This window comes from Pseudomonas sp. M5A4_2d (assembly GCF_053345295.1).
Genome location: NZ_JBKEZW010000001.1, coordinates 578210 through 599429 on the forward strand (window position 1 = coordinate 578210; position 21220 = coordinate 599429).

Sequence of the window (21220 nt, forward strand, 5' to 3'; positions counted from 1 at the left end):
CGGCTTTGATTTGTGTGTGCTGGAAAATATCGCTCGCCAAGGCACCCCTTGGTCCCCCTAGAATGGCTGTTCCACTTCCTCAGGCATTCGGGGCACTCATGCACATCTCTTCCGGCCGCTGGGTCTATGGCTTTGGCTTGACCCTGCTGACCGCGTTTCTTTGGGGCATTCTGCCGATCAAGCTCAAGCAGGTGCTGCAGGTGATGGACCCGATCACCGTCACCTGGTTTCGCCTGACCGTTGCCGGCGGCTGCCTGTTCCTCTACCTCGCCGCGACCGGGCGCCTGCCCAGCCGCAAAGTGCTCGGCCCCAAGGGCGGCTGGCTGGTAGCCATGGCCGTGTGTGGCCTGGTGGGCAACTACGTGCTGTACCTGGTCGGCCTGAAAATGCTCAGCCCCGGCACCGCACAATTGGTCGTGCAGATGGGCCCGATCTTTCTGATGGTCGCCAGTGTATTTGTGTTCAAGGAACGCTTCAGCCTGGGGCAGGGCATGGGCCTGGTGGTGTTGATCATCGGCTTCGGCCTGTTCTTCAATCAGCGTCTGGTGGAACTGTTGACGTCGCTGGGTACTTACACGGCCGGTGTGCTGACGATCCTGCTCGCCACCACTATCTGGGTGTTTTATGCCCTGGGCCAGAAGCAGTTGCTGACGGTGTGGAACTCGCTGCAAGTGATGATGGTGATCTACCTGTCGTGCGCCGTGCTGCTCACGCCGTGGGCACATCCGCTGGAGGCGCTGCAACTGAGCCCGCTGCAAGGCTGGCTGTTGCTGGCGTGTTGCATGAATACGCTGGTGGCTTATGGGGCGTTTGCCGAGGCGCTGGCGCACTGGGAAGCCTCGCGGGTCAGTGCGACCCTGGCGTTGACGCCGTTGGTGACCTTTGTGGCCGTGGCGCTGGCGGCGTGGCTATGGCCGGACTTTGTGCAGGCCGAAGAGATTAACGCCATCGGTTATGCCGGGGCGTTGGTGGTCGTGCTGGGCTCGGCGATGGTTGCCCTGGCGCCGTCATTGCTCGCCGGGCTCAAGGCCCGGCGGCTGCGGTTGGGTGTAGCTCGATAAGGCGTCGAGTCAAGTGGGTGAAGTCCCCATTGAAATAGTGAGTGCCGGGGATTTCTGCTGCGCTTACCCACTCGGGAAGCGAGGGCTGACGGCATAACCCAGTGCTATTTTCGGAGGTATGCAAGCAGGTAACAGGCATCAGCCCTTTCAATTGAAACAGTGCCGGTAATGGATCGTGGTGGGTAACTGGCTCGCGCAGATGCCGGTAGGCCTGGGTGATCCGGTTGAGCCAGCCCACGGTGATGTAGTGTTCCAGTTCGATCTCCAGGAACACATCCTGGGTAGGCTCCAGCAATGTCAGTTGCGAGATGCGCACACGGTTCTCGGGTTTAAGCTGGTTGATGAGTGATGGCAGGACATTGGCCCCGAAAGAAAAGCCAATTAACCAGATCTTGGGCGCACCCCATTCCTTGCGGTAAACCGTGATAAGGGCGTCCAGCTGTGCGGCCGAGTCTGCCACGGGTTGTTCATGCCAGAAATACGCCAGTGTACTGATGCCCAACACGCCGTAGCCACGTTCGTTAAGGTTGTGGCTGATGGCCTGCTCCAAGGGTGCCCAGCCGCCGTCACCGGAGTAGAAGATGACAAGCTCGTTCATGGCGGGTGCTGTCGAGGGGGGCGGCAGAATAACGGGAAACGCCCGCAACGCGGAGCTGTCGGCCGGGTACAAGGCTGCCAGCCCCATAAGCCCTGTCACCATGAAGAGGATAAACAGGCTGCTTCGCTTCATGCGAGGATCGTCCGTCCAGAGGTTTGTTATGCATTGAACCTCTGGAGGACGGGCGCACGTAACTGTGACAACTGACAGTAGACGCGGATGGTTTCGACGACGTACTAGTGCCCGGCTTCGAGCATGTTTTCCGGGCGAACCCACTGATCGAACTCTGCGTCGGTCAGGTAGCCGAGGTCCAGTGCGGCTTCCCTTAGCGTCAGCCCTTCGGCGTAAGCCTTCTTGGCGATCTGCGCCGACTTGTCGTAGCCGATATGCGGGTTGAGCGCCGTCACCAGCATCAGCCCGCGCTCCAGGTGCTCGGCCATTTTCCCGGCGTCGGGCTCCAGGCCGGCCACGCAATGCTCCTGGAAATTATTGCAGCCATCGGCCAGCAGGCGGATCGACTCCAGCAAGTTGTGGATGATCACGGGTTTGTACACGTTCAACTGCAAGTGCCCCTGGCTGGCGGCAATGCCGATGGTCACGTCGTTGCCCAGCACCTGGCAGGCCAGCATCGACAGCGCTTCACATTGGGTAGGGTTGACCTTGCCGGGCATGATCGAGCTGCCTGGCTCGTTGGCCGGCAACTTGACTTCCGCCAGCCCGGCACGCGGGCCGGAGCCCAGCAGGCGCAGGTCATTGGCGATTTTCATCAAGGCCACCGCCAGGGTTTTCAGCGCGCCGTGCAGAGTCACCAGCGGCTCATGGCCCGAGAGGGCGGCGAATTTATTCGGCGCGGTGACAAACGGCAACCCCGACAGGGCTGCCAATTCAGCAGCAATCGCCTCGCCAAAACCATGGGGCGAATTGAGCCCGGTGCCGACGGCGGTGCCGCCCTGGGCCAGTTCGCACACCGGGGGCAGGGCGCTGCGGATCGCGCGTTCGGCGTAATCCAGTTGGGCGATAAACGCCGAGAGTTCCTGGCCGAAGGTGATGGGCGTGGCGTCCATCATGTGAGTGCGGCCGGTCTTCACCAGCTTCATATGCCGTGCCGACAGTTCCGCCAGGCCACCGGACAGATAAGTGATCGCCGGCAGCAGTTGCTTGGTCACGGCTTGCACGGCCGCGATGCTCATGGCAGTGGGGAAGCAGTCGTTGGAGCTCTGGGAGCGGTTGACGTGATCGTTGGGGTGCACCGGGCTCTTGCCGCCACGGGGTTTGCCCGACAGCTCGTTGGCACGGCCGGCGATGACTTCATTGGCGTTCATATTGCTCTGGGTGCCGCTGCCGGTCTGCCAGACCACCAGGGGGAACTGGTCGTCATGTTGGCCGTCGAGCACTTCATCGGCCGCCTGTTCGATCAGGCGGGCGATGTCGGCGGGGAGGTCGCCATTGCGGTCATTGACCCGGGCGGCGGCTTTCTTGATCAGCGCCAGCGCGTGCAGTACCGCCAGGGGCATGCGTTGCTCGCCGATGGCGAAATTCACCAGTGAACGTTGGGTCTGCGCGCCCCAGTAAGCGTCATCCGGGACTTGAACGTCTCCCAGGCTGTCGGTTTCGATACGGCTCATCGGGCACACTCCTTCAGGTTCGTTTGCGCAGTTTAGGCCGTGATGGGCCCGTGGGGTTCCATAAAAGACTTTTCATCGGATGCAAGTCCCGCAAATCCCGGCCGAACAAGGCCCGGGGTTGAGCCGCGAGGTTTTTTAGGCGCAGAATGGTCGCCCTTGGGGTCTTACCTCGCCTGCTAGAAAAGGAAACTCGATGACTCGTCTTCGTGCCATCTGTACCGCGGTTGCTCTGGTTTGCGCCAGCGGCCAAGTGTTTGCCGATACCGCCAGCCATAACGCCAGTGCCGAAGCCTTCCTTACCCTGGCCCACGCTGACAAGCTGGGTACCCCGGTGTACATGCAAGTGCAGCAAATGTTCGCCCAGCGTTTCGAACAGACCAAGGCGCCTGCCGCCAAGCAGTCGGTACTGGACAGCTACCAGGCCAAGGCCAACGCTGCTCTGGACCAAGCCATTGGCTGGCCGAAGCTGAAGCCGGACATGGTCAAGCTCTACACCACCAATTTCAGCGAATCCGAGCTCAAGGACCTGGTTGCGTTCTACCAGTCGCCACTGGGCAAGAAAGTCCTGGAAAAAATGCCGCAACTGACCCAGCAATCGGCCCAGATGACCCAGGCCAAACTGGAAAGCGCCGTACCGGTGGTGAACAAGCTGTTGGAAGACATGACCAACGAGCTGACGCCTAAAGCCGCCGCACCGGCCAAGAAGAAGTAAGCAGGAATGACCATGCAACAGCGTATCGAAACGGCGCTCGCCGCCCTGAGCCCGCAACACTTGAGCGTGCTGGATGAAAGCCACATGCACAGCCGTGGGTTGCAGACCCACTTCAAGGCCGTGCTGGTCAGCCAGCAGTTCGAGGGGCTTAACCGCGTCAAGCGCCACCAGACGGTCTATGCCACCCTGGGTGACCTGATGAGCGAATTTCATGCGCTGGCGCTGCATACCTACACGCCCGAAGAATGGGCGAAAATCGACGCAGCCCCGGCCTCGCCGACCTGCGCCGGCGGGCATAGCTGACGCACGGGTGTCTCTGACACCTCGCATTTGCTAGAATCCGCAACGCGCCGCTTAGCCGGCGCGTTTTTTTTGCATCCGGTTCACCCCTTACGAGGGTAGCCACCTGGAGAGAACACCCATGACCCAACCGATTGTCGTGGCGGCACTGTATAAGTTCGTCACCCTCGAAGATTACGTCGCCCTGCGCGAGCCCCTGCTGCAGGCAATGGTCGACAACGGCATCAAAGGCACCTTGCTGATCGCCGAAGAAGGCATCAACGGCACCGTTTCCGGCAGCCGCGAAGGCATTGATGGCCTGATGGCCTGGCTGAAGAACGACCCACGCATGGTCGACATCGATCACAAAGAGTCGTACTGCGACGACCAGCCGTTCTACCGCACCAAGGTCAAGCTCAAGAAAGAGATCGTGACCCTGGGCGTCGAAGGCGTCGACCCGAATAAAAAGGTCGGCACCTACGTCAACCCACAAGACTGGAACGCACTGATCAGCGACCCGGAAGTGCTGTTGATCGACACGCGCAACGACTACGAAGTGTCCATCGGCACGTTTGAAGGCGCGATCGACCCGAAGACCACCAGTTTTCGCGAGTTCCCCGACTACATCAAAGCCAACTTCGACCCGGCCAGGCACAAGAAAGTCGCGATGTTCTGCACCGGCGGCATTCGTTGCGAGAAGGCTTCCAGCTTTATGCTCAGCGAAGGCTTCGGTGAGGTCTACCACCTCAAGGGTGGCATTCTGAAGTACCTCGAAGAGGTGCCGCAGGCAGAGACCAAATGGCAGGGCGACTGTTTTGTGTTCGACAATCGCGTCACCGTGCGCCACGACTTGAGCGAAGGCGACTACGATCAATGTCATGCCTGCCGTACACCGGTGAGCGTAGAAGACCGCGCGTCCGAGCATTATGTGGCTGGCATCAGTTGCCCGCATTGCTGGGATAAGCTGCCGGAGAAGACCCGCCGCAGCGCGATTGACCGGCAAAAGCAGATCGAGCTGGCCAAGGCCCGCAATTTGCCGCACCCGATTGGCTTCAACTACAAGCAAACCCCCTCCGAGGCCTGACCCATGCCCGCGCGCCTGCTCTATGTGATGGACCCGATGTGTTCCTGGTGCTGGGGCTTTGCCCCGGTGGCGCAGGCGCTGGTTGAGCAGGCCCAGGCGGCCGGCGTGGAGCTGCACCTGGTGGTGGGCGGTTTGCGCACGGGCAGCGGCGCGGCGTTGGAGCCGACGACCCGGCGCTACATTCTGGAGCATTGGCAGGCAGTCACCGAGGCCACCGGCCAGCCGTTCAAGCGTGAAGGTGCATTGCCCGACGGTTTCGTCTACGACACAGAGCCTGCGTGCCGCGCCATCGTCACTGCACGCAGCCTGGCGCCGGACTGCGCCTGGACGTTGCTGGGGCTGATCCAGCGCGCGTTTTATGTCGAAGGCCGGGACGTGACCCTCGCCAGCGTGTTGGTGGAGCTGGCTGAAGAAGCCGGCATACCGCGTATCGAGTTTGCCGGTGCCTTCGACCGTGCCGAGCAGCACGCCGCGACGGCCGCCGATTTCACCTGGGTGCAGGATTTGGGGATTGCCGGTTTCCCGACCTTGCTGGCCGAACGTAATGGCCAGTTGGCTTTGCTGACCAACGGCTACCAGCCGCTGTCCGAGCTGTCGCCGTTGCTTGCCCGCTGGTTGGAGCGAGCCACCTGTGTATGATCAGCCCGACATTTCCGAACCGACCAAACGCACAGATCGCCTGACCTGGGCGGAAATTCGCCGCCTGGCCCTGCGTCACAAGAAATCCCTGTGGATCGCCAACGGCGTTGCCGTGCTGGCGACCCTGTGCAGCGTGCCCATCCCTTTGCTGTTGCCCTTGCTGGTAGACGAAGTGCTGCTGGGCCACGGCGACGCCGCGCTCAAAGTGATGAATAACGCATTGCCCCTGGGTTGGCAGAAGGCTGCCGGGTATATCGGCCTGATGCTGCTGGTGACCCTGTGTTTGCGTTGCGGCGCGTTGGTGTTCAACGTCGTGCAGGCGCGGCTGTTTGCGCGGCTGGCCAAGGACATTGTCTATCGCATCCGCGTGCGCCTGATAGAACGGCTCAAGCGTATTTCCCTCGGCGAATACGAGAGCCTGGGCAGCGGCACAGTCACCACGCACCTGGTCACGGACCTGGATACGCTGGATAAGTTTGTCGGCGAAACCCTCAGCCGTTTCCTGGTGGCCATGCTGACTTTGGTCGGCACCTCGGCAATCCTGGTGTGGATGCACTGGCAATTGGCGTTGCTGATCCTGCTGTTCAACCCGTTGGTGATCTACGCCACGGTACAGCTGGGCAAGCGCGTCAAACACTTGAAGAAGCTCGAGAACGACAGCACTTCGCGCTTCACCCAGGCCCTGACCGAAACCCTCGACGCCATCCAGGAAGTGCGTGCCGGCAATCGCCAGGGGTTTTTCCTGGGGCGCCTTGGCCAACGTGCCCAGGAAGTGCGCGACTACGCCATTCATTCCCAATGGAAAACCGACGCCTCCAGCCGTGCCAGTGGCCTGTTGTTCCAGTTCGGTATCGATATCTTTCGCGCGGCGGCGATGCTCACCGTGTTGTTTTCTGACCTGTCCATCGGTCAGATGCTCGCGGTGTTCAGCTACTTGTGGTTCATGATCGGCCCAGTGGAGCAACTGCTGAACCTGCAATATGCCTACTACGCGGCGGGCGGCGCGCTGACGCGGATCAACGAGCTGCTGGCGCGTGCCGATGAGCCGCAATATGCCGGGGGCGAAGACCCGTTCACCGGGCATGAGACCGTTGGCATCGAGGTGCGCGGGCTCAACTTCGGCTACGGCGAAGACTTGGTGCTCGACCAGTTGAACCTGGCCATTGCGCCGGGCGAGAAGGTCGCGATCGTCGGCGCCAGTGGCGGCGGCAAAAGTACCTTGGTGCAACTGCTGTTGGGGCTCTACACGCCGCAGGCCGGCAGCATTCGTTTTGGCGGTGCAACCCAGCAGGAAATCGGTCTTGCGACCATTCGCGAGAACGTCGCCGTGGTGCTGCAACACCCGGCGCTGTTCAATGACACCGTGCGCGCCAACCTGACCATGGGCCGCACACGCACGGACCAGGCCTGCTGGCAGGCATTGGAAATTGCGCAGCTGGATGCTACCGTCAAGGCACTGCCTTTGGGCCTGGACAGCGTAGTGGGGCGCTCTGGTGTGCGCTTCTCCGGCGGCCAGCGCCAGCGCCTGGCCATCGCCCGGATGGTATTAGCCGAACCGAAGGTGGTGATTCTGGATGAGGCCACCTCCGCCCTCGACGCCGCTACCGAGTACAACTTGCACCAGGCATTGGCGCGGTTTCTCAGTGGGCGTACTACACTGATCATCGCCCACAGGCTTTCGGCAGTTAAGCAGGCTGACCGGGTGCTGGTGTTCGATGGCGGGCGTATCGCCGAAGATGGCGACCATCAGCAGTTGATTGCTGACGGTGGGCTGTACGCCAAGTTGTACGGACACCTGCAACAAGTGCGTTGATTTAGCTTAGTCTGTGCTATCGGGATTGGATTTTCGCGTGCGTATTCAGCTGTGCATGTGTAAGGGACTTCATGAAGCAAAAGCGGACTCTCGGAACGCCACGGCTGTTGGGCATCGTTTGGCCCTTTATCGCCGTCGTATTGTTCCAGGCATTGTTAGGCTGCGTCAGTCTCTATGTGCTGTCGGCGGTGCGGGGCTATGTGGCTGGCGAGAGTCTTTGGTCCAAGGGTCAGAAAGACGCTATCTACTACCTGACGCTTTACGCCGATAACCGCGACGAAACCACTTTCCTCAAGTACCAGCAAGCCATTGCCGTCCCGCAGGGCGGGCACGAACTGCGCGTCGCCCTGGACCGTTCCACCCCCGACCTCACTGCTGCGCGCCTGGGTATCCTCAAGGGCGGCAACCACCCCGATGACGTTTCCAGCCTGATTTGGCTGTACCTCAACTTCCGCCATTTCAGTTACCTGGAAAAAGCCATCGAACTGTGGACCGTGGGCGATGGCTACCTGGTGCAACTCGATGACCTGGCCCAGGCAATGCACCGGGCGATCCGCAGTGATCACGTCAGCCCTGGCGATATAAGCGAGTGGAAAGAACGCATCATTGCCATCAATGACGGCGTCACGCCGTCTGCCAAAGCGTTCAGCGATGCTTTGGGCGAAGGTTCACGGATGATTCTGCGGCTGTTGCTGGTCACTAACCTGGCCACCGCCCTGGGCCTGATTGCCCTGGCGTTGCTGCGTACCCACAAGCTGCTGAGTCAGCGCCACGCGTTCGCCACGGCCTTGCAAGCCGAGAGGGAGCGGGCACAGATCACCCTGGAGTCGATTGGCGACGGCGTGATTACCACTGACGTCGACGGAGCCATCGCCTACATGAACCCGGCCGCCGAGGCACTCACCCACTGGAAGAGTGCCCAGGCCCAAGGCTTGCCCTTGGCGGCGTTATTCAATCTGCTCGATGAGGCTGCCGAACCCGACGGCTTCACCCTGCTCGAGCACATCATCAAAGGCCGGCTCAGTGGTGGCAGCGAGCATTCCAAGCTGATCCAGCGCCTCGATGGCAGCACGGTCTCGGTCACCCTGGTAGGCGCGCCGATCCGCAGCGCCGGCAAGGTCAGCGGCGCGGTGCTGGTGCTGCACGACATGACGCAGGAGCGTCAGTACATTGCCAATCTTTCGTGGCAAGCCACCCACGATGCCTTGACCGGTTTAGCCAATCGCCGCGAGTTCGAATTCCGCCTGGAACAGGTGCTGCATAACGTGGGGCGCCAGAAAGGCGGACGCCATGCCTTGATGTTTCTCGACCTGGACCAATTCAAGCTGGTCAACGACACCTGCGGGCATGCGGCGGGTGATGAACTGTTACGGCATATCTGCGCGCTGCTGCAGTCGGACCTGCGCGAAGGCGACACCCTGGCGCGCCTGGGGGGCGACGAGTTCGGCATCCTGTTGGAAAACTGCCCGGCGCCGGTGGCGGAAAAGATTGCCGAGAACCTGCGCCATACGGTGCAAAACCTGCATTTCGTGTGGAAGGGCCGACCGTTCATGACCACCGTCAGTATTGGCCTGGTCCATATCTCGCAGTCCCCGACCACCTTGGAAACGTCGCTGCGTGCTGCCGATATGGCGTGCTACATGGCCAAGGAAAAGGGCCGTAACCGTGTGCAGGTCTACCATACCGATGATTCGGAATTGTCCCTGCGTTTTGGCGAAATGGCCTGGGTACAGCGTTTGCACATGGCATTGGAGGAGAATCGTTTCTGCCTCTACTCCCAGGAAATCTCCCCGCTGGGCCACACTGATGGCGGTAATGGCCATATTGAAATCCTGTTGCGCCTGCACGATGAGGCGGGCCGCATCATTCTGCCCGACAGTTTTATTCCAGCAGCCGAACGTTATGGATTGATGACGTCGCTGGATCGCTGGGTTGTGGAAAACGTATTCAAGATCATCGCCCGTTGTATGCACGAGCGTGCGGGGCGACCTATGGCCATGTGTGCGATTAATCTGTCAGGCATAACTATTGGAGATGATGATTTTCTCGGTTTTTTACGTGAGAAATTCGAGGCTTACAGCATTCCGCCGGAAATGATTTGTTTTGAAATAACTGAGACAAGCGCTATAGCCAATTTGGGCAGTGCAATTCGCTTTATTAATGAACTCAAAGCGTTAGGTTGCCATTTTTCCCTTGATGATTTTTGTGCAGGTATGTCCTCATTCGCTTATCTGAAACATTTACCTGTAGACTTCCTGAAGATCGATGGAAGTTTCGTAAAGGATATGCTGGACGACCCGATTAACCGCGCCATGGTCGAAGTGATCAATCACATCGGCCACGTCATGGGTAAACGCACCATTGCCGAGTTTGTTGAAACACCGCAGATCGAACAGGCTTTACTTGAGATCGGTGTGGATTACGCTCAGGGCTACCTGATTGAACGCCCGCAACTGTTTACCTTTGATAGCTTGCAGTGTCGACCTGTGCGGCCGCAGCCTCTGTTATTCAAGGCGCCCGGCACATTCCGCTGAAACATTTGCTGGTCTGTACAATCACACTTAAAAAAGGAGCCCTACAGTGATCGACACATTCAATCGAACCGGCCCGCTTATGGAAGCCTCAAGTTACCCAGCCTGGGCGCAGCAATTGATCCAGGACTGTAGCGAGAGCAAGCGCCGAGTTGTCGAACACGAACTGTACCAGCGCATGCGTGATAACACGCTCAGCGCCAAAACCATGCGCCACTACCTGATCGGTGGCTGGCCAGTGGTGGAGCAGTTTGCCTTGTACATGGCACAGAACCTCACCAAGACCAAGTTTGCCCGCCATCCTGGGGAGGATATGGCGCGTCGGTGGCTGATGCGCAATATTCGTGTGGAGCTGAACCACGCCGATTACTGGGTACATTGGGCGCGCGCGCATGGCGTTAGCCTGGAAGAGCTGCAAGCGCAAAACGTACCACCTGAATTGCACGCACTGAGTCACTGGTGCTGGCACACCAGCTCGGCCGATGCTTTGATCGTGGCGATTGCCGCGACCAACTACGCGATCGAGGGGGCGACTGGGGAGTGGTCTGCCGTGGTGTGTTCGACCGGTGTGTACGCGGCAGCCTTCCCTGAAGAAGACCGCAAGCGCGCGATGAAGTGGTTGAAGATGCACGCCCAGTACGACGACGCACATCCTTGGGAAGCCCTGGAAATCATCTGCACCCTGGCCGGGATGAACCCGAGCAAAGCGCTGCAGGTAGAGCTGCGCCAGGCCGTGTGCAAGAGCTATGACTACATGTACCTGTTTTTGGAAAGCTGCATGCAGTTGGAAAATGAAAAAGCAAAGGCGTCAGCTGCCGTTCGCGAACGCCCGGTTCGCGTCGCCAGCGAGGCGTGATGTAAGCGTGATGGCGGGGTGATTACCCCGCCATTGCCAAGCGGTTGCGACCTTCGCGCTTTGCCACATACAAGGCGTTGTCGGCCCGGCGCAACAGGCTTTCGGCAGACTCGGCAGCCAGCAAGGTCGAGCAGCCCAGGCTCACCGTCAGCTCGATCCGTTTGCCATCGGCCCAATAATCCTGAACCTGCGCAGCCCGGCGCAGGCGTTCGCCGACCATGCCAGCCGCGTCCCGGCCGGTGTTCGACAGCAAAATCAGAAACTCTTCCCCGCCAAATCGAAACACCATGTCTACGTTGCGCAACTGGCTTTTGATCGAACCGGCCACGGCGCGCAGTACGATATCGCCCGCTGCATGGCCGTGGGTGTCGTTGATTTTCTTGAAGTGATCGATGTCCAGCATCAACAAGGACAGCGGGCTCAGGTGTCGCCGGGCCATGTCGATTTCCCTTTGCAGGGTCTGGTCCATCGCAATGCGATTACCGGTTTCGGTCAATGGGTCACGCAGGGCGCTGCGGGTGGCTGCGCGATAGAGCAGGGCGTTGCGCATCGGGTAAAGCAAGGTTGAAAGCAGGGACTCCAGTTGGCCCAGCTCATCTTCCATCAAGCGTTGGTTGCGACGGAATATCAGCTCGCCCAAGTGTTCGCCTTCATGGCTCAAGGTATAGCTCACCGAGTGGTGGCCGCGGTGGCCGAACTCGAGGCGCAAGTCGCTGGCTTCATGGTGATATTGCAGAGCGTCCAGAGGGACCAGGCGCTGAACTTCACGAAAGAACAAGGCCAGGATACGCTGCGGCTCCAGGCTGGTTTGCAATTGCTGGCTCAGTTGCTGATGAAGCTGGGCAAGGGTGGCTGGACGGCGTGGAAGGAGAGCTGGCTGACCAAACCCCAGGCGTTGCAATTTGGCACTGTCGAAGTCAATTGCGTTGGTCTGGGTAGGTGATTTCATAAGCTGACGGCCTCTAAGCACATAACTGTCCTACAGGCTGCACGAGAGTGGCAAATGCCAAGCGTCTTACTGTTCCTTCAGTTCCGTAAAACATTGGAAACAGTTTAAACCGCTTTACCATGGGTTATAACCCATGGACCGTGCCACACGTCTTGTCATCGCTTTACCTGCTTCAATGGTAATAGAGCGAGATTCATGCCACTTTGCTCAACTCAATAAAAACGCCTTATAAATCAACGACCGTTTTTAAAGGCAAAATCGGTCGCTGAATAACTGCGTCAGTTATTTGGCTGCTTGAACCAACGTGGTGTGGTCAATTTGGTCAATCGACGTAACGCCAGTCAAGGTCATGGCTACGCGCATTTCCTTGGCGAAAATATCCAACAGGTTTTCCACGCCGTGCTGGCCGGCGGCGGCCAAGGCATACACCGTCGAGCGCCCTAGCAGGCAGCACTTGGCACCGAGGGCGAGCATGCGCACCACGTCGAGCCCGGAGCGAATGCCTGAGTCCACGAGCACTGTCAAGTCATCGCCCACCGCCTCGGCAATCGGCGGCAACGCTTTGGCGGTAGACAACACGCCATCGAGCTGACGGCCGCCGTGGTTGGAGACCACGATGCCATCGGCACCGAAACTTACCGCGTCCTTGGCGTCCTGTGGGTCGAGGATGCCCTTGATGATCATCGGGCCCTTCCAGAACTCGCGGATCCACTCCAGGTCTTTCCAGCTGATCGAAGGGTCGAAATTGTTCGCCAACCAGCCGATGTAATCTTCCAGGTGGGTCGGTTTGCCGAGGTATTTGGATATATTGCCCAAGTCGTGGGGGCGGCCCATCAATCCCACATCGAATGCCCAGTGTGGCTTGGTGATGGCTTGCAGCATCCGGCGTGACGCCGCGTACGGCCCGGACATGCCCGAGTGGGCATCTCGATAGCGTGCGCCTGGCGTCGGCATGTCCACGGTGAACACCAGTGTTGTCACCCCGGCAGCCTGGGCCCGCTCCAGCGCGTTACGCATGAAACCGCGGTCCTTGAGCACATAGAGCTGGAACCAGATCGACTGCGGGCTTTGCGACGCCACTTCTTCAATCGGGCACACCGACACGGTCGACAGGCAGAACGGTATGCCCTTGTTGGCCGCGGCCTTGGCGGCCTGCACTTCACCACGACGCGCATACATGCCGGTCAGGCCAACCGGGCTGAGAATAATCGGCATGTCCTGTTCCTTGCCGAACAACGTGGTCTTGAGGCTCAGGTTGTCGACATTGCGCAGGATGCGCTGGCGCAGGCTGATCTCGGCCAGGTCCGAACCGTTGGCGCGCATCGTGTGCTCGGCGTAAGCGCCGCCGTCGATATAGTCGAACAGGAAGCGCGGCAGCTTGCGTTTGGCGGCTGCGCGGTAGTCGGAGGCGGACGAGATGATCATGAACGGGTTCTCCACAGAGCTTGGTCACCCCACCATAAGCAAAAAGCTGGCATGATAAAAACAACTTTTATCACTAGTATCCAGTCGCTAAAGGAATACCAATGAACCTGCGAACATTGCGTGCCTTTGTTGAAGTGGTGCGCCAGGGCGGTTTCTCCCAGGCGGCTGACGTGGTGGCATTGACTCAATCCACCGTGAGCAAGGCGGTCAAGACGCTGGAGGATGAATTGGGCACGCCGCTGCTTAACCGCCTGGGTCACAAGAGTGAACTGACAGCCGCCGGGGAAATTGCTTACCGCCGCGCCTTGGTGTTGCTCGCCGAGCAAAACGACCTGGTGGCTGAGATCAATGATTTGCGTGGTCTTAAGCGCGGTGTACTGCGCATAGGCTTGCCGCCGGTAGGCTGCGGGGTACTGTTTGCGGCGATGTTCGCCGCCTACCGCACGCGCTACCCCGACATCGAAATCGAACTCACCGAGTACGGCAGCAAAAGGCTGCGCGAATGCCTGGAAGCCGGGGAGGTCGACCTCGCAGCCCTGCTGCTGCCAGCGGATCAAGGGTTTGACTACCAGCCCGTGCGCAATGAACCGCTGATGGCTGTGTTACCCATGAGCCACCCACTGGCCCGACGCAAACGCATCGACTTCACTGACCTCGCCGACTCCCCGTTCATCTTGTTCGAAGCCGGCTTCGCCCTGAACGCCAAGATCCTCGCCGCCTGTGAGCGCAAGGGCGTCACGCCACGAGTAACGGCGCGTAGCGGGCAAATCGACTTTATCGTCGACCTGGTTTCCGCCGGATTGGGCGTCGCCTTTTTGCCGCGCATGCTCGCGCTCAAACATCAGCACGCCGGCATTGCCTTGATCCCCCTGGACGAGCCGCACACCGATTGGCACATCGCCCTGGCTTGGCGTGCCAGTGCCCACCTGCCACCCGCAGCCCGCGCATGGCTGGACCTGGCCAAAGAAATGGCCAGCCCTGTGCAGTGAAGGACACCTTCTGTGCGGGTTTTCGGCCGAATTACATCGTAATGCTTGACTTCTTCTTTTTAATCAGTAACATACGGCGCATTCCGCGATAGCTCAGTTGGTAGAGCAAATGACTGTTAATCATTGGGTCCCTGGTTCGAGTCCAGGTCGTGGAGCCAGATAGAGAAAAGCCTGCAGAGATGCAGGCTTTTTTTTGCCTTGGATTCGGCCGAAGACAGCGACCCTATCCCCTATACAACCCCCATCCCAAAGCCATAAGATGAGAAGCATTATCATTTAATGCGGATCTGACATGCACGACGACAGCATCGCCTCGCCCGTCGCCAACCTGTATGCGAATCACCATGGCTGGCTTCGGGGTTGGCTGCATCGGCGGTTGGGGCACAGTGCCGATGCCGAAGACCTCGCACACGACACCTTTATCCGGGTATTGCGCTCCAAGGAGGATGTGCGCGAGCTGCGCCAGCCCATGGCGTTTCTCGCCACCATCGCCAATGGCTTGCTGATCAATCGCTGGCGTCGCCAGGCGATCGAGCGGGCGTACCTGGAAGCGCTGGCAGCGCGACCCGTGGCCGAGGAGCCCTCGCCGGAAGAGCGCCACCTGATGATCGAGATCTTGTTGCAGTTGGACTCGCTGCTGGTCGGGCTGTCGGCACGGGTGCGGCAGATTTTCTTTTTGTCCCAGCTCGATGGCTTGACCTATCCGCAGATCGCCGCGCAGTTGAGCCTGACGGTGGCTCAGGTGCAGCGCGCCATGGGCAAGGCTTTCAGTGTTTGCTATGCGAGTCGGTTCGAATGAGTGGCACCGCTGTCGACCCGCGCGTGCGCGACAGTGCCATCGATTGGCTGGTGCGGATGCAGTCCGGGTTGATGAGTGCCGGCGACCATCAAGCCTTGCAGCGGTGGCGCCAGGCAAGTGCCGAGCATGAGTACGCGTGGCAGCGGGTCAGTAGCTTGCCGCTGTTGCTGCAACCGGGCGCCAACCTGTTGGTCGATGCCACGGCGCGCCGGGCGTTGCAGTCGGCCGGGGCGGATCCGCAGTGTCGTCGCCAGGTGCTCAAGTGCCTGCTGGCGTTGGGGCTGCTTGGTGGAATGTCCTGGCAAGCGGCGGATTCCACGTTGGTGCGTTCGGCGTTGGCGAGTTATCGCACCCGCGTTGGCGAGCGCCGCCAGTGGGCCTTGGCGGGCGGTTATTCTCTGTGGCTGAACACCGCCAGTGCGGTGAACCTGGACTTGAGTGCAGGGCAGCGCAGCGTGCAGTTGGTCGAGGGCGAACTGGCCCTGGATACGCCGGCGGGTTCTGCGTCGCTGGAATTGCTGACCCCAAACGCGGTGCTCTACAGCCATGGCGCCAATCTGCTGGTGCGCCATGATCGCCAAGGCACACAGGTGACGGTCTTGCGCGGTCTGGCGCAGGTGAGCACGCGGCTTCAGCCAACACCTATACCGTTGCAGGCTGGCTGGCAACTACAGGTTGATGAGCGCGGAGCGGGGCGCCCGACCGCTATCGATGTGTTGCTGGCCCAAGCCTGGATGCGCGGCATCCTGCCCGCCGCGCGCATGCGCCTCGATCAATTGCTGGCTGAGCTTTCGCGCTATCGCCCAGGTTTTCTGCGTTGCAGCGAAGCGGTGGCCGGCCTGCGCATCACCGGCAGTTTCCAGCTGGACGATACCGATGCGACGTTGGCGCTGGTCGCCAATACCTTGCCGGTGCGTATCGAACGAAGAACGCGTTATTGGGTGACAGTGGTCCCCGCGTGAAATTTTTTTTCAGCGACGCGATAGTTTTTTCGATCTGGCTTGGCCTTTAGGTATTACCCACCGGCACAGGTGGGTGTCGACCCTTAGGAGCCTTGCATGATTTCCCCCGCTCGTGTCTTGCGTACTCATACATTCAGCTTGCTGTTTCTCAGTCTCCAGCCGCTCTACGGCGAGCTGGTTTTTGCGGCCGGCGAGCGTGCCTATAGCATCAGTGCCGGCCCGCTGGACCAGGTGCTGTCGCGCTTTGGTGCCGAAGCCGGGATCAGCATGGCGGGCAGTGCGCTGCTCACCGCCGGCAAGACCAGTCAGGGTTTGCAGGGCGATTTTAATACTGAGTCGGGCCTGACCCAGTTGCTCTCTGGTACGGGCCTCGGTTATCAGCGCCAGGCAGACGGAGGCTATGTCTTGCGCCCGCACCAACAGGCCATTTCCCTACCGACGCAAAAGGTGATTGGCGAAAACCTCGATGAGGTGGAGGTCTACCGGGCGCCGCGTTCTTCGGTGTATATCTCCGGCGAAGACATGCAGCGCTTCGGCGTGGTCTCGGTGGGTGATGTGCTCAAGGGCCAGCCTGGCGTGCAGGTCGGCGACAGCCGCAATGGCGGCGGCTTGGATGTGAATATCCGTGGCATCCAGGGCCAGAGCCGGGTGGCGGTCACCGTGGACGGCTCACAGCAGGCACTGGATGTATATCGCGGTTACGCCGGCACCCAGCAGCGCAGTTACATCGACCCGGACCTGATCAGCGACATCACGATCGACAAGGGCCCCAGCCTGACCTCCAGCGCCATCGGCGGCACGGTGAGGATGCGCACCCTCACGGTCGACGACATCCTCAAGGACGGCCAGAACATCGGCCTGCGCCTCAAGGGCGACCTGTGGAACAACGGCGTCGCTCCACCCTCGCGAGACCCTCATTCCAAGGCCGAAGACCTGTACTCGGAACCGCACCAGAGCCGCGGTGGGCTGTTCGGCTCAGAGGCACAGGCCGGCAGCGTTGCGTTTGCCTATACCCATGAGTTTTTCGACGTCGTGGCGGCTTACGCCAAGCGCAACCAGGGCAACTATTTCGCCGGCAAAAAGGGCCAGGACCGCTACCGTACCTACGACCGTTGGGGTGATGAAGAAACCAGTGTGGCAACCACCTACAACGCCGGCGAAGAAGTGCTGAACTCTTCGTCGAGGACCGACTCGTTCCTGCTCAAGACTACCCTGCGTCCGGCGGACGGGCATACGTTCGACTTGGGTTATCGCCGCTACGACGGGCGTATCGGCGAGATCATGCCCTCGGATATCTTCCGCTTCGGCACCGGCGGCATCTATCAGTACCCCCTGGGTCATACCAAGATCGATACCTACACCGCGCGTTACAACTACCTGCCTTCGGGCAACCCGCTGGTAGACCTGACCGCCGACCTGTGGCTGACCGATGCGCAAACCAGCCAACTCACTTCGGTACGAGCCCCGGCGTCCCAGGCGTATCGCTCGGACCGGGCCTGGAGTCGCCAGGCTAACCAACGCATTGGCGGCGGCCTGGCCAATACCTCACGCTGGGAAACCGGCTACGGCGACTTGAAGTTGGACCTCGGCGGCTCGTTCCAGCTTGAGGAGCTGCGCCCGCAAAAAGGCGTGGTCACCAACCAGGACGATATCAACGCCAACCGCATGCTGCGCGAAGGGTCGCGGCAAGAGTTCAGTTTCAATGGCAAGCTGGAGTACAAACCAGTGGACAGCCTCACGTTATGGGGCGGCGGGCGTTACACCCACTATCGCAGCAAGGACCACATCGCCAATGCCACGGTGCTGCGTGAGGATCGCGCCCTGCGCTACCTGCGGGTTTACAACGGCGGCGGCTCCGGCAACATGATGTGGTTCCCGAACCAGAACGGCCAGTACACCGACGCCACCGATCCGCGCCTGAATAATGGCATCGTCTTCCAGAACACTAACTATCCCTTCGAGGGCATTCGCTACAACGACTTTGGCGCGGTCGATTCGAGGGTTTTCCCATCCGAGGTCGGCAGCGTCGTCACCGGCTATGAATATTCGGGTAAGGCGAACAACAGTGGGGGCGCCTTCGCTCCGGCCTTTGGCGTTAATATCGAAGTGCTGCCGGACACCTTCGTCTACGCCTCCTACAGCCAGGGCTTTCGTATGCCTTCGCTGTTTGAAACCAGCCAGGGTGTGTTGCAGACCATGCCCGGCAAAGGCCTGAAACCCGAGCGTTCGAGCAACTGGGAGATCGGTGCCAGCACGCTGCACAAGGGGCTGTTGTTCGATGACGACTCGGCGGCGATCAAGCTGGCCTACTTCAACAACACCATCAAGAACTACATCACCCGTTACTACGACCCGAGCCCGGGCCTGTGGGGCTTGATGCGCTTCAGCAACACCGACAGTTACAAGACCAGCGGCCTGGAGTTGCAGACCCGTTACGATGCCGGCCGGGTGTTTGCCGACCTGTCGTCCACCTACTACCTGAAGACCGAAACCTGCGATGCAGCCTTCGCCGCCACACTGCGCGCCACCAGCAACCGCTATCAGCAAACGAGCGACACCCCGAATTGCACGCCGGGCAGCTTCATGGGTTCCTACACCAACACCCAAAACCCGCCGCGGTTTGCGGGCAACTTGACCACCGGCCTGCGTTTCTTCGACCAGAGCCTTACGCTCGGCACGCGCATCACTTACACCTCAGGCCCCACTGTCACCGCCGACGAGCCCTGGCAGACGGGCGCCACCACACCGCAATTGAATTACCGCGAAGTGGCCCTGGTCGATCTGTTCCTCACCTACAAGTTACAGGAACACGCCAGCCTCAATGTGTCGTTGCAGAACCTGACTGACCGTTACTACCTCGACCCGCTGGCGCAGAGTTTCATGCCGGCGCCGGGGCGCACGTTACGAGTGGGGTTGCAGGCGAAGTTCTAAGGGCGCAATTCTCGCGCGCCGGCGCATTGGCCGGTCGCGCGCGAACCGAAGCGTTAAAGCGTCTGCACGATAATCTGGCTTTTCAGGTCGTTGAGCATGCCTTCAATGGCCGGCTTCATGGCGACGAAGTCCTGCGGGCTGCACAGCACGTCGGGGTGGTTAAACGCGTAGCTGCGGGTGATCAGTACGCTGTTGCCTTCCTTGACGTAAGTGGTCTTATAGTTGAATCCGCCAGTGTTCAGGACGACGGCCTTGGGCACCGCCAGGATGTTCACTTCTTTGGGGAAATCGAAGCGCGCCTTTTCTTCGATCGTGCCGGAAGCACAGGTGAAGTTTTGAGTGCGGTCCTTTTCCGAGAGGAAGCTGAACACGTTATGGCCAATACCACCCGCCAGGCTGCTAAGCGCGGGCACGCCGGTAGGCCCAGGCAGGTTGACCAGGTTGTTGGTTCGCCCCTTGACCGTGGACTTGAAGGTGGCGGCGTTGCCTTCAAGCGCGTCGGTTTCGATTTTGCCGCTGCCGGTTTGCCCGTACAGGCTGAGGACCTTCTCGGCCAGCAGGTTACGGTCGGCAATGGGCATGGATCTGAACAGGAAACGATTGAGTTCCGTACCCCAGCCCTCCACCGTGGTCCCGTTCGTGAAGTCCGCCGCGCCGCTCGGGTCGATCTTGAAGTGCAGCGTGCCGTCTACCTTGCCCAATTGGTTTGAGGGTGTCCGAGCCAGTTCGCCGCTCTGGGTCAGCAACACGGTTTTGCCCAATTCCGAAATCAGCAAGTAACCAGCTGCGATGGGAGTAGCGGTGGAGTCCAGATAAAGGTCGAGGGTGGGGATGTAAGTGATTGCATGGTTCAGCACACCCAGCGTCGGCACCTTGGGCAGTACATAGGCGTCACCCAGGTTGATCAGCGCGGGCGAGCTTTCGATGGCGACCGCCTTGAGCAGCGCTTCGAGCAGGGCAACATGGTCCTTGCAGTCGCCATAACGGTTATCCAGCACTGCCTGCGCCGAATGCGGCACGACGCCGCCATTGCCGACGTACACCGCGACGTAACGAATGTTCTTGCGCACCCAGTCACTCAATACCAGCGCTTTGCTGCGCGGCGTGTCCAGGTTGGTGGTGAGTTTATTGGCCAGTTCGGTGATGGCCGGTGTCACCTCTACCTGCGCCCTGGCGGCATACGCTTGGGCAAACTGTTTGTAGTCGGTGAACGTCGACACGGCCAGGCGTTGCCCGTAATCGGTATAGGCGACGGAGCCGACTTCAACGCGATTTTTCTCGATGGGCTCAAGGTCCCAACGGTAGACTTTCCGGCCATTGGCAATGGTGGCTTCCGCGGCCTTGAACCCTCTCACGTCAGCGAACAAGGGCATGTCGGCCGGCATGTCGTAGGAGAGGTGGATCTGTTGGTTCTCGTAGAAATTCGGTGCATACAGGTCTTCAAACTGCCCGGGAAACAGTGGGGTGGTGCGATGGCGCTGGTAGTGCAACACCATGCGGTCACCTACGGCTAAGTCCGGGAAGATCACCACCTTGACGCGCGAGTCCTGAAATATCGGCGCTTCGGCTGAGGCCTGTTCCTGCTGTTCCTTGATCTGGTCGGCGGCGACCGGCACTTTACGGCCATCGGCTTTTTGGGTGTAGGCGTCCACGATGTCCACGGTTTCCAACGTGCGGTTGAAACTCACCGAGTACTGCGCGTTGGGCTTGATCGCGCGCTCCTCGTTGATGCGCGAGACCCGCTCGAAGTCGAGCACGAAACTGCCGTCGGCATTCACCACGTAGGATTGGCTATTTTTTTCGACAGTCAGGGAGCGGTCGGTGTAATCGGCACTTGCCGGCACGCTGAACAGCCCGCCGATGACCACTGCCAGCGCACCGAACAGGCGCGTCGGGAAGAGAGTAGCGCTTTGCATAAAGATCCTTCTAAACGATGACGCACACCGTCTGGAGGAGGGCGCGCGTTC

At 60.1% G+C, this 21220-nt stretch carries 17 protein-coding genes and 1 tRNA gene; 13 read left to right on the forward strand and 5 right to left on the reverse strand.

Features of this window, described 5'->3' with window-relative positions:
• Positions 1–98 precede the first annotated feature (98 nt).
• Positions 99–1061, forward strand: a complete 963-nt coding sequence (locus tag ACLBW8_RS02615) for a DMT family transporter (RefSeq protein WP_447804495.1) — start codon at positions 99–101, stop codon at positions 1059–1061.
• On the opposite strand, the gene ACLBW8_RS02620 is transcribed toward ACLBW8_RS02615, so the two are convergent.
• Both ACLBW8_RS02620 and ACLBW8_RS02625 read right to left on the reverse strand, forming a co-directional pair.
• Positions 1024–1791: an AcvB/VirJ family lysyl-phosphatidylglycerol hydrolase gene (locus ACLBW8_RS02620; RefSeq protein ID WP_447804496.1), complete on the reverse strand. Its 768-nt coding sequence runs from the start codon at positions 1789–1791 to the stop codon at positions 1024–1026. The genes ACLBW8_RS02615 and ACLBW8_RS02620 overlap by 38 nt on opposite strands.
• A gap of 104 nt (positions 1792–1895) precedes the next feature.
• Positions 1896–3284: a class II fumarate hydratase gene (locus tag ACLBW8_RS02625; protein WP_064453357.1), complete on the reverse strand. Its 1389-nt coding sequence runs from the start codon at positions 3282–3284 to the stop codon at positions 1896–1898.
• 193 nt (positions 3285–3477) lie between these two features.
• Here ACLBW8_RS02625 and ACLBW8_RS02630 point away from each other — a divergent pair, with 193 nt between their 5' ends.
• The 7 genes from ACLBW8_RS02630 (at position 3478) to ACLBW8_RS02660 (ending at position 11198) form a co-directional block, all read left to right on the forward strand.
• Positions 3478–3996: a DUF2059 domain-containing protein gene (locus tag ACLBW8_RS02630; protein ID WP_003236690.1), complete on the forward strand. Its 519-nt coding sequence runs from the start codon at positions 3478–3480 to the stop codon at positions 3994–3996.
• 6 nt (positions 3997–4002) lie between these two features.
• Positions 4003–4299 (forward strand): BolA family protein, encoded by a 297-nt coding sequence (locus ACLBW8_RS02635; RefSeq protein WP_053257204.1) that lies wholly within the window; start codon positions 4003–4005, stop codon positions 4297–4299.
• A gap of 118 nt (positions 4300–4417) precedes the next feature.
• Positions 4418–5359, forward strand: a complete 942-nt coding sequence (trhO, locus tag ACLBW8_RS02640) for an oxygen-dependent tRNA uridine(34) hydroxylase TrhO (protein WP_447804497.1) — start codon at positions 4418–4420, stop codon at positions 5357–5359.
• A 36-nt stretch (positions 5360–5395) separates the two neighbouring features.
• Entirely contained in the window at positions 5396–5998 is a 603-nt protein-coding gene (locus tag ACLBW8_RS02645) for a DsbA family protein (RefSeq protein ID WP_208604477.1), read from the forward strand.
• A 10-nt stretch (positions 5999–6008) separates the two neighbouring features.
• On the forward strand, positions 6009–7811 hold the full coding sequence (locus tag ACLBW8_RS02650) for an ABC transporter ATP-binding protein (RefSeq protein ID WP_447805008.1): 1803 nt from the start codon (positions 6009–6011) through the stop codon (positions 7809–7811).
• Positions 7812–7882: 71 nt separating this feature from the next.
• Complete coding sequence (locus tag ACLBW8_RS02655) at positions 7883–10345, forward strand: EAL domain-containing protein (RefSeq protein ID WP_447804498.1); 2463 nt, start codon at positions 7883–7885, stop codon at positions 10343–10345.
• Positions 10346–10424: 79 nt separating this feature from the next.
• Entirely contained in the window at positions 10425–11198 is a 774-nt protein-coding gene (locus ACLBW8_RS02660) for a TenA family transcriptional regulator (protein WP_410524803.1), read from the forward strand.
• A 22-nt stretch (positions 11199–11220) separates the two neighbouring features.
• On the opposite strand, the gene ACLBW8_RS02665 is transcribed toward ACLBW8_RS02660, so the two are convergent.
• Complete coding sequence (locus ACLBW8_RS02665) at positions 11221–12147, reverse strand: GGDEF domain-containing protein (RefSeq protein ID WP_407016060.1); 927 nt, start codon at positions 12145–12147, stop codon at positions 11221–11223.
• A 282-nt stretch (positions 12148–12429) separates the two neighbouring features.
• Positions 12430–13572 carry an FMN-dependent L-lactate dehydrogenase LldD gene (gene lldD / locus ACLBW8_RS02670; protein ID WP_447804499.1) on the reverse strand — a complete coding sequence of 381 codons (1143 nt, stop codon included), beginning with the start codon at positions 13570–13572 and terminating at the stop codon, positions 12430–12432.
• Between the two features lie 101 nt (positions 13573–13673).
• Between lldD and ACLBW8_RS02675 the strand changes: the two genes are divergently transcribed.
• From ACLBW8_RS02675 to ACLBW8_RS02695, 5 genes are all read left to right on the forward strand, one after another.
• Entirely contained in the window at positions 13674–14561 is an 888-nt protein-coding gene (locus ACLBW8_RS02675; protein WP_447804500.1) for a LysR family transcriptional regulator, read from the forward strand.
• Between the two features lie 82 nt (positions 14562–14643).
• Positions 14644–14719 (forward strand) — tRNA-Asn (locus ACLBW8_RS02680).
• 134 nt (positions 14720–14853) lie between these two features.
• Entirely contained in the window at positions 14854–15360 is a 507-nt protein-coding gene (locus ACLBW8_RS02685) for a sigma-70 family RNA polymerase sigma factor (protein ID WP_447804501.1), read from the forward strand.
• Complete coding sequence (locus ACLBW8_RS02690; RefSeq protein WP_447804502.1) at positions 15357–16322, forward strand: DUF4880 domain-containing protein; 966 nt, start codon at positions 15357–15359, stop codon at positions 16320–16322. Before ACLBW8_RS02685 ends, ACLBW8_RS02690 begins: the two co-directional genes overlap by 4 nt.
• Before the next feature lie 96 nt (positions 16323–16418).
• Positions 16419–19253 (forward strand): TonB-dependent receptor domain-containing protein, encoded by a 2835-nt coding sequence (locus ACLBW8_RS02695; RefSeq protein ID WP_447804503.1) that lies wholly within the window; start codon positions 16419–16421, stop codon positions 19251–19253.
• 53 nt (positions 19254–19306) lie between these two features.
• On the opposite strand, the gene ACLBW8_RS02700 is transcribed toward ACLBW8_RS02695, so the two are convergent.
• Positions 19307–21169 (reverse strand): DUF3857 domain-containing transglutaminase family protein, encoded by a 1863-nt coding sequence (locus tag ACLBW8_RS02700; RefSeq protein ID WP_447804504.1) that lies wholly within the window; start codon positions 21167–21169, stop codon positions 19307–19309.
• Positions 21170–21220 lie beyond the last annotated feature (51 nt).